Consider the following 7,137-nt stretch of genomic DNA (forward strand, 5'->3'; position numbering starts at 1 on the left):
GCATATTTGCTGGCAGTGACGACGCCTTCGCTGGCGAGCCAACTCCTACAAGGGGCCGCCACGATCGGCCCCTTCATCAGAATAATAAATGTGTCCATACAGGATTTGACCATGGCCTCTGCTTCCGCCAGCTTTTTCCTTGACATGAGCGTTCGTAAAAAACTGCTCACCGGCTTCGGCCTGGTGTTGTCGGTCAACCTGTTGGTGGCCCTGGTCAGTTTCGATGCCCTTGATCGCACGCTCAAGCGCTTTGACACCGTGCTCAAGGTCAAGGAGCTCGACACCCGGCTCTACCAGGTGCGGCAACACGAGAAGAACTTCATTATCAGCGGGGATGACAGGGACATCCAAAGCGCCGTGGTCACCCTCGACGAGATCCGGCGGATCGCTGCCGACAGCCTCAAAGTCATGTTCGTCCCGCAGACCATCACCCTGATGAAACAGGTCAGCCAGGACGTCGACCACTACCAGGATAAATTGCTCGAGCTCAGCCAGGCGTCGATCCAGAATCGTGCAACCCAGGCCGCCATGGAAGTATCGGCGCGGGAGGCGGTGAAACAGTTCGACGCTCTGGAGGCCAGCCTCGCGGCGACAGCGGTCAGCGAAATTCGCGAAAACCCCGATGAGAACAGCCTTCGCTCCCTGGCGTTTGCTCGCCAGGCCAGCGACCTGACCAAGGACGTGCTGAATGCACGCCGGAGTGAAAAAGACTTCATCCTGCGCGGCGAGCAGCAGTATGCCGATCGGTTGCTGACCCACTTCGAAAAAGTGAACAAGTCCGGCAAGCAACTGCGCAATAGCCTGATCGACCCTGCCACCCAAGGCAACATCGACGCCGCACTGCTCCAGCTCTCACGCTACCAGGCGGATTTTGGCGAACTGCAGCAAAGCCTGCGCAAGCTGAAAACGACCCAGGCGCAAATGAATGAGCGCGCGACACAGGCCGCGACCGCGTCCAATGACGCGGTGAACCTGCAGCTGAAAATCCTCGAATCCCAAGCCAGCCAAGCCAAGACCCTGTTAGGCGTGGCGACCCTGGTGGGTTTCATCGTGGGCCTGCTGGCCGCCCTGCTGATTGCCCGGATGATCGTCGTGCCGCTGCAGCGCGTGGTGGGCCTGGCCCGCCAAGTCGCTGACGGCGACCTTTCGCAAGACATCCTCAGCGACCGTAAAGACGAGCTGGGCATGCTGATGCAAGCCATGCAGTCCATGACCCTGAGCTTGCGCAACCTGCTCACTCGCCTGAGCGGCAGCATTGAACAACTGGCGACCGCTGCCGAGGAAATGTCCGCGGTCACGGAGCAGAGCAGCACCGGCATTACCCGGCAGAAGCTGGAAACCGAACAGGTCGCCACCGCCATGCACGAAATGGTCGCCACCGTGCAGGATGTGGCACGCAACGCCGAAGCCGCAGCCAGCTCCGCCGATCAGGCCGACCGGCAAGCGAATCAGGGCACGCTGGTGGTTCAGCAGACCATAGTGCGCATCGAGAAACTGGCCCTGACCGTGGAGCATTCCGCGCAGTCCATCGAGCGCCTGAACCATGACAGCGCCAACATCGGCACGGTATTGGATGTGATCAAGAGTATCGCCGAGCAGACCAACCTGCTCGCCCTCAACGCGGCTATCGAAGCCGCGCGCGCGGGCGATGCCGGTCGAGGATTTGCCGTCGTGGCTGACGAAGTTCGCGCGTTGGCCCGCCGCACCCAGGAGTCGACGGCGCAGATTGAAGGCCTGATCGGCACCTTGCAAACCGGAGCGCAAGGAGCGGTAGAGATGATGGGCATGAGCCGCGTCGAAGCCGGCCATACCGTGGGGTCGGCCAAGGAAGCCGGCGCGGTCCTGGCAACGATCAACGCTGCGGTGTCGAATATTCAGCAGATGAATCAGCAGATCGCTACCGCTGCCGAGCAACAGAGTTCGGTGGCCGAAGGGATCAATCGCAGCGTTGCAAGTATTCGCGATGTCGCGGAACAGTCGGCTGCCGCCGCAACAGACTCTGCTGCCGCCAGCAGTGATCTGGCGCGCCTGGGCGGCGAATTGCAAACCATGGTCAGCCGCTTCAAATTGGTCTGAAGCAGCAACAAGCCAGGCCCTGTCGCACCGATTCTGGACGGCCGGGCCAGGCTTGCCCTCCCCCTTATAGATGATCCCAGGTCATCCATACCTTGATGATCCATCCTTTGTCAGTCCCTGAAGAGTGGCCTCTAATGCCGCGAAGCCAGTGATCTCTATCACTGATTTCAACAATAAAAGCTCTTCCAGGAGATACCATGCACAGCGGTCCCACTCTTTTGCTGGTGTTGTTTTGCGCCATCTTTCTGATCGTTTTTCTAATCGTCAAAGTCCGCCTCCACGCCTTCCTGGCCTTGACCGCCGCGAGTTTCGTGGTGGGGATCGGTTCAGGCATGCCACTGGCGCAAATGGCCTCTTCCTATGAAAAAGGTGTCGGTGGAACACTCGGGTTCCTCGCAACGGTCATTGGCCTTGGCGCCATACTCGGCAAGATGCTCGAAGAATCCGGTGGCGCGGAACGCATCGCCCGCACGCTACTGAGCGCCATGGGTAAAGAGCGTGCGTCATGGGCCATGATGCTCGTCGGGTTCATTGCGGGCATCCCCGTGTTCTTCGAGGTGGGATTCGTCCTGCTCATTCCGCTGATCTATGTGGTCGCGAAAGAGACCAGGATCAACCTGCTGTACCTGGGCGTGCCCTTGGCCGTATCGCTGATGGCCGTTCATTGCATGTTGCCCCCGCACCCCGCCGCCATGGCGATTACCGGGATGCTGGGCGCCGATGTCGGCAAGGTTATCGTGTACGGCCTGATTGTCGCGCTGCCGACCGCCATCATTGCCGGGCCGCTGTGGATCAAGCTGGTCTGCAAGAGTGAAGCGCCTGACACTCAAGCCGCGTTCCTCGACGAACATTGCGATGACAGCACCACCCGGGACTTGCCAGGCCTCGGCTTGACGCTGCTGACCATCCTGTTGCCACTGCTGCTGATGGTCGGGAAAAGCCTCGCGACCGCCCTGCCCCATGACTCGGGCGCATTCAGTGTCATTTCGTTCCTCGGCACGCCGCTGATTGCCCTGTCCATTGCCGTGGTGTTCGCCTACTGGGCGCTGGGCCTGCGTCGCGGCTTATCGATGCCTGACTTGCTCGCGCACACTCAGAAGAGTTTTCCTCCACTGGCCAGCATTCTGTTGATCATCGGTGCCGGTGGGGCATTCAACGGCATCCTGGTCGACAGCGGCGTGGGTAACGCGCTGGCCGGTTCGTTGACGCAATTGAACATGAATCCCATCGTCCTGGCGTGGTTGGTGGCCGGGTTGATGCACTTCGCCGTCGGTTCGGCAACAGTGGCCATGATCAGCGCGGCGGGCATGGTCCTGCCGATGCTGGGCGCGCACCCCGGCGTGAGCAAGGAAATCATCTGCATCGCCATCGGCGCCGGCGCCATTGGCTGGACCCATGTGACGGACTCCGCCTTCTGGGTGGTCAAGGAATACCTGGGGGTCTCGCTGGCCGAAGCCTTGAAGAAATTCACCCTGGCCACCGTGCTGGCGTCCCTGGTCGCGCTGGGCCTGACCCTGCTGCTGTCGAACTTCGTTTGAATCAACCCGTATTTTCAGCCTTATCTGTTTAAAAGGACCACGTCATGATTTTGGGAAAAACCCTTGAAAGCTGGCAAGCCAGTCATCCTTTGATTCGCGATCTGGTCGCGCTGCAAGAAACCACTTGGTTCAATCCTGGCGTGGCGCCGGTCGCGGAAGCGATCAGCGATGTAGGGTTGACCGCCGCCGATGTCGCCGATGCCAGCGCTCGCCTCGCGCGTTTTGCTGCTTACCTCAGCCGTGCGTTCCCGGAAACCCAAGCCAGTGGCGGCATTATCGAGTCGGACGTGGTGCCGGTGCCACACTTGCAGCAAGCGCTGAGCGAGCGCTACGGCCTGGCCTTGGCCGGGGCGCTGTGGCTGAAGCGGGACAGCCATCTGCCCATTTCCGGTTCCATCAAGGCGCGCGGCGGTATATAATGAAGTGCTCAAGCATGCCGAGAACCTGGCGCTGGCCGGCAAGCTGCTGACGCTTGACGACGACTACGCCGTGCTGGACAGCGAGAAGGCGCGGGCGTTTTTTCGGCCAGTATAAAATTGCCGTCGGCTCGACCGGTAACCTCGGCATGTCCATCGGCATCATGGGCGCTGCGCTGGGCTTCCAGGTGACCGTGCACATGTCGGCGGATGCGCGCCAATGGAAGAAAGACAAGTTGCGCTCGCACGGCGTCACGGTTGTCGAGTACGCCTCCGATTACAGCGTGGCCGTCGCGCAAGGCCGCCAACAAGCGGAGTCCGATCCCGCCTGCCATTTTGTGGACGATGAAAACTCGGTCAACCTGTTCCTGGGTTACTCGGTGGCCGCCGAGCGCCTGAAACGGCAATTGGCGCAGGCCAATATCACCGTGGATGCGCAACACCCATTGTTTGTCTATCTGCCCTGTGGCGTGGGTGGCGCGCTGGCGGCGTGGCCTTCGGCCTGAAGCTGGCCTTCGGGGATGCCGTCCACTGCATCTTCGCCGAGCCCACTCACTCGCCGTGCATGATGCTGGGCGTCTATACCGGGCTGCACGACGAAGTGATCGTGCAAGACTTCGGCATTGACAACGTGACGGCTGCCGACGGCCTGGCCGTCGGCCGCGCTTCAGGTTTTGTCGGCAAGGCCATGCAGCGTTTGCTGGATGGTTTCTACACCGTCAGCGACGAGGAAATGTACAGCTTGCTGGCACTGCTGGAACGCAGCGAAGGTGTGCGTCTTGAGCCCTCCGCGCTCGCCGGCGTGCCCGGCATTGCCCGAGTCCATGCCGACCGGCAAGGCTACCTGGCCCGCGCGCCTGGACGAGCTGGCCATGGTGCAAGCCACCCATCTGGTGTGGGCAACGGGCGGCAACATGGTGCCTGGCGACGAGATGGACGCGTATCTGGCCAAGGGCCGTGAATTGCTCGGCAAGGGTTGATCGGGCGCTAGGGACCCGCGCGGCAGGAATGCGCCCGGGTGCTCGCTGATTCAAGCGCAAAACCGGATGTGGCAAGATGAACGACTTGCCACATCCGGGTCCGTTTGACCGCTGGAACTGCGTCCTGCACCCGGCGGCTTTTGTGCTCGAGGGAAAACTGTCGTGCTCAACCTTCCTCCTCGTATCAGTTCCAGGCTCAACAGCAGCCAGTTTGCGAACCTTCACACCTTTCTGGTCGCCGCGCGTCACCTGAGCTTCGCCCGTGCGGCGGAGGAACTGTGCTTGACCGCAAGCGCCGTGAGCCACCGCATAAGCCGGCTGGAAACCGCGCTGGCGATGAAGCTGTTCCAGCGCCTGACCCGGCAGGTCAGCCTGACCGATGAAGGCGAACGGATCTTTGAAATACTGCAGAATGCGATGGGGGAATTGTCCGAAGCCCTTGAGCAATCGTCACAAGCTGAAGTGGCGGGCTCCATCGCGCTCTATGTAAGGCCTTCCATCGCCCAATGCTGGCTGGTTCCGCGGCTGGCGGACTTTGTCGAGCGTTACCCCCTGGTGTCACTGGACCTGCGGGTAGGCAATGACAATGTCGATTTCCGCACCCGCAAAATCGACCTGGCCCTGTACTACGCCAACGGCGAATTCCCCGGGCTGACGAGCCATCGATTGATGCGCGAACAGCTCGCCCCCGTGTGCAGTCCCGACTATGCGCGACGCCACCGCCTGCAGGAAAACCCGGAGAACTTGAGGCACTGCACCACCTTGCATGACTCCCTGGCCTGGGATCACGCGGCCTATGACGCAGAGTGGACGCTCTGGGCAGAGCAGCACAACCTGCTCGCGGCATTGCCCAAACGCGCCTTGACCTTCGATCGCTCCGATTTGAGCGTGACGGCCGCCATGAACCACGCCGGTATCGCGATTGGCCGTCAACAGCTGGTGCAGAAGCGCGTCGATCGCGGCGAACTGGTGCTGCCCCTCGCCGGCTTCAGCCGCTCGGGCCACTATGATTATTATCTGGTTCACCCGCCGCTCGACTCCCTCCCCAAACGATTGCTGGTGTTCATGAACTGGTTACGCGAGTGCGCCAGTCAATCATCCCCCCTGGGCAACAACGAAGACCTGCTCGGCTGACAGGTGTTTCACTGTGCGGCCAGGCTGCTCGGCAGCACCGCGGTGAGCAGAATGAAACCGCCCATCACGACAAACAGGGCGAAGGCGCCGCGACGCATGCTCAGGTCAGACAGTTGCGGCGGAAAACGCACATACAGCCAGCTGGCCAGCATGGCGACCGGGATCGACAGCATGCCCAGTGACATGACCTCGGCGTTCAACTGCCCCTGCAGGCCCTGCATGATCAAGCGCACCAGGGACATCGCGCCGGACAGCGCCAGCAAACTGGTGCGGATGGCCTGGATGGACACCGGTTGACGGTAGTAGTGATAGATCATCGGCGGCCCCGGTACGCTGAACAGGCCACCCAACAGGCCGCCGAGCACGCCCATCAGGACGAAGCTCGCAGAGCTGGAACGGGACGGATGCGGTTTTGGTTTCATGAACAAGGCGATACCGCCGGCCACAATCAACCCGCCCAGCAACAGTTGCAGCAGCGCGGTGTGCTTTTCGCCCATGACCCCCAGTGACCACAGGCCCAGCAGGGTGCCCGGTACCAGGCCGATGAACGTCTGGAAGAACGATGCCCGATCGATGTGCCGCCAATGGCGAGACAGGGCGATGACGATGCTGGGAAACGCGACGATGGTGATGGTGGTGGCGACGGTAGCAATCGGGGCGGCGTGGGTGAGTACGGCAATCGCCAGGACGACAATGCCCAGTGCGAACCCGGTGAACGCTTGCAGGTAGCTGCCAACGGCCACCGCGACCAGAATGATAACGAGCGAGTGCAATTCCATGGATCATCCTGCGAGGATCACGGTTGTTGTTATTGCCGCACGCCCGGGGACGATTGGCCGCAGAAGGTACCCGGCCGTGCCGGGACCGGGCTTACTGGTGCAGAATGAACGTCGCCAGGGTTTGCAGATCTTGCGGGCTTAACTGCGCGAACGGCGGCATGGGGATCTCCCCCCATTTACCGCTACTACCGTGCTGGATGCTGGACGTTAACGT

At 61.3% G+C, this 7,137-nt stretch carries 4 protein-coding genes and 3 pseudogenes; 5 read left to right on the forward strand and 2 right to left on the reverse strand.

All coding sequences use genetic code 11. The annotated features are described in order from the left end of the window. Nucleotides 1-144: 144 nt before the first annotated feature. From BZ163_RS36410 to dsdC, 5 genes and pseudogenes are all read left to right on the forward strand, one after another. Nucleotides 145-1,215 (forward strand): annotated as a pseudogene (locus BZ163_RS36410) (methyl-accepting chemotaxis protein); the annotation flags it as partial. A 69-nt stretch (nucleotides 1,216-1,284) separates the two neighbouring features. After that, nucleotides 1,285-2,076: a methyl-accepting chemotaxis protein gene (locus BZ163_RS36415; RefSeq protein WP_371916803.1), complete on the forward strand. Its 792-nt coding sequence runs from the start codon at nucleotides 1,285-1,287 to the stop codon at nucleotides 2,074-2,076. Nucleotides 2,077-2,273: 197 nt separating this feature from the next. Further along, nucleotides 2,274-3,614, forward strand: a complete 1,341-nt coding sequence (locus BZ163_RS14080; RefSeq protein ID WP_128871415.1) for a gluconate:H+ symporter — start codon at nucleotides 2,274-2,276, stop codon at nucleotides 3,612-3,614. 44 nt (nucleotides 3,615-3,658) lie between these two features. Further along, nucleotides 3,659-5,010 (forward strand): annotated as a pseudogene (gene dsdA / locus BZ163_RS14085) (D-serine ammonia-lyase). Nucleotides 5,011-5,172: 162 nt separating this feature from the next. Then, on the forward strand, nucleotides 5,173-6,144 hold the full coding sequence (gene dsdC, locus BZ163_RS14090) for a DNA-binding transcriptional regulator DsdC (RefSeq protein WP_128871416.1): 972 nt from the start codon (nucleotides 5,173-5,175) through the stop codon (nucleotides 6,142-6,144). Nucleotides 6,145-6,152: 8 nt separating this feature from the next. On the opposite strand, the gene BZ163_RS14095 is transcribed toward dsdC, so the two are convergent. Both BZ163_RS14095 and BZ163_RS35640 read right to left on the reverse strand, forming a co-directional pair. Beyond that, complete coding sequence (locus tag BZ163_RS14095) at nucleotides 6,153-6,923, reverse strand: TSUP family transporter (protein WP_128871417.1); 771 nt, start codon at nucleotides 6,921-6,923, stop codon at nucleotides 6,153-6,155. Between the two features lie 91 nt (nucleotides 6,924-7,014). Beyond that, nucleotides 7,015-7,137: pseudogene (locus BZ163_RS35640) on the reverse strand (cytochrome C552); the annotation flags it as partial.

Source organism: Pseudomonas sp. VI4.1 (assembly GCF_002029345.1).
In the GTDB taxonomy this organism is placed as follows: Bacteria; Pseudomonadota; Gammaproteobacteria; order Pseudomonadales; family Pseudomonadaceae; genus Aquipseudomonas.

What these genes read in the sequence shown, in the direction of transcription:
- BZ163_RS14080 (WP_128871415.1), top strand. Translation starts at nt 2,274, where the DNA reads ATGCACAGCGGTCCCACTCTTTTGCTGGTGTTGTTTTGCGCCATCTTT.
- BZ163_RS36415 (WP_371916803.1), top strand. Translation starts at nt 1,285, where the DNA reads ATGTCCGCGGTCACGGAGCAGAGCAGCACCGGCATTACCCGGCAGAAG.
- BZ163_RS14095 (WP_128871417.1), bottom strand. Translation starts at nt 6,923, where the DNA reads ATGGAATTGCACTCGCTCGTTATCATTCTGGTCGCGGTGGCCGTTGGC.